Source organism: Bacillus sp. JJ1521, from assembly GCF_036965165.1.
Taxonomy (GTDB): domain Bacteria; phylum Bacillota; class Bacilli; order Bacillales; family Bacillaceae_L; genus Ferdinandcohnia.
The window spans coordinates 1-1,548 of record NZ_JBALOX010000281.1; the positions used below are offsets into that span (position 1 = coordinate 1).

Genomic DNA, 1,548 nt, shown 5'->3' on the forward strand with positions numbered 1-1,548 from the left:
TATTCGGAATCTGCTAAATGGTAATGAACTTATTCTGTCAACAGGTGTTGCATGGAGGGATAATAAGGAAAAATTCATTTCAGTCATTGAGCAATTGATTGATTCACAAGCAGCAGGTATCTGTATTGAATTAGGAATATACACCTCGTCGATCCCACCAGAAATTATCGATATTGCAAATAAGTCTCAGTTTCCTATCATCCTTTTTTTAAAAGAAGTGCAGTTTGTTGAAATCACGCAAGACATCCATGGACTCCTGATTAACCGCCAATACCAAATGATTTCTGATCTTGAAAGTTACTCACAAGCATTAAATAAAAGATTATTAACGATAGACCATTATATCGAGATTCTAAAATTTATTAGAAGCCACCTCCATGTTCAAGTAATCATCCTCTTTAATAACAATGAAAATCAATTTATTCCAGAAGCTACCGAACAAAAACGAATGAAACTATTTAAAATGATGAAATCTGACTCAGAAGATTCTACCTATGTGGCAAAAATTCCGATCCATTTATTAGGCGATCGCTATGCTGAATTGGCGATCATCTCTGAGGAAAGAGAATTAACCGAATTTGACCACCTTATTTTAGATCGAACAGCAACTGCCCTTGCACAGCTTTTCCTTCGTAACTTATATGTCGAGGAAAGGCAAAGGGTAGAGGCAACTGAGTGGATCAATGATTGGTTAGATGGGGAACAAAGCGAAGAGTCCATCAATGAATATGTAGCACTGACTTCAAAAAAACAACCAAAAGGAGCCGTCGTATGTATTTGTAAAATTGATGCAATCGATGAGTATTCAACAAGTGATTTGACCTATTTTAAAATGTTTCTTCGGGCCATTTTTGAACAGCAGGGTTTTACACTTTTTGTCGCCGAAAAAAGAAACACAATCGTTTTGATCATTTTAAATGAGCGAAATACGACGACTTGGAAAACGAGAGTTCAGGAGGTAATCCGAAGGGTATTGAACTCAGAATTGCAACGTAAAAATAACAAAACTCAACCAGTATTTGGCATTGGAAAATTTGTAGAAGACTTAACCGATATACATAAAAGCTATCAATCTGCTTTAGAAACCATTCGAATTCAAAATCGGATGTCGATTCCTGCACAGAGCTATTTTTATGATGATTTACATATTTTCCGGCTTATTTCATTACTTCACAGACATATTGATTTACAAGAGGTGGTTCTAGAATATTTGGAACCAGTCATTGCCCACGATAAAAAATATAATGGAAAGCTAATGGAAACACTTAAAACCTATTTATCATGTAACGGCTCTAAGCAAGAAACAGCAAGGCGTTTGTTTATTGTGAGGCAAACACTTTATCACCGTATTCAAAAGCTAGAAAAACTACTAGGCTCAGATTTTATGAGTCACGAAAAACGACTTGCGATTGAGTTTATGATTTTATCATACGAGTTTTTAGTCACTTCAAAGCAATTAAAAGAGAAAAAAGAAGCTTTTTAACCCACTAATCTCAGTGGGTTTATAAATAGATACAGTCGGGGTTAAAGCCCCGACTGTATCTATTT

General features: G+C 35.4%; 1 protein-coding gene. It reads left to right on the forward strand.

The genetic code is table 11. From position 1 onward, the window contains the following. Positions 1-1,483: PucR family transcriptional regulator (locus V7147_RS24790; protein WP_335370461.1), on the forward strand; the 1,483-nt coding region annotated here is incomplete at its 5' end. Positions 1,484-1,548 lie beyond the last annotated feature (65 nt).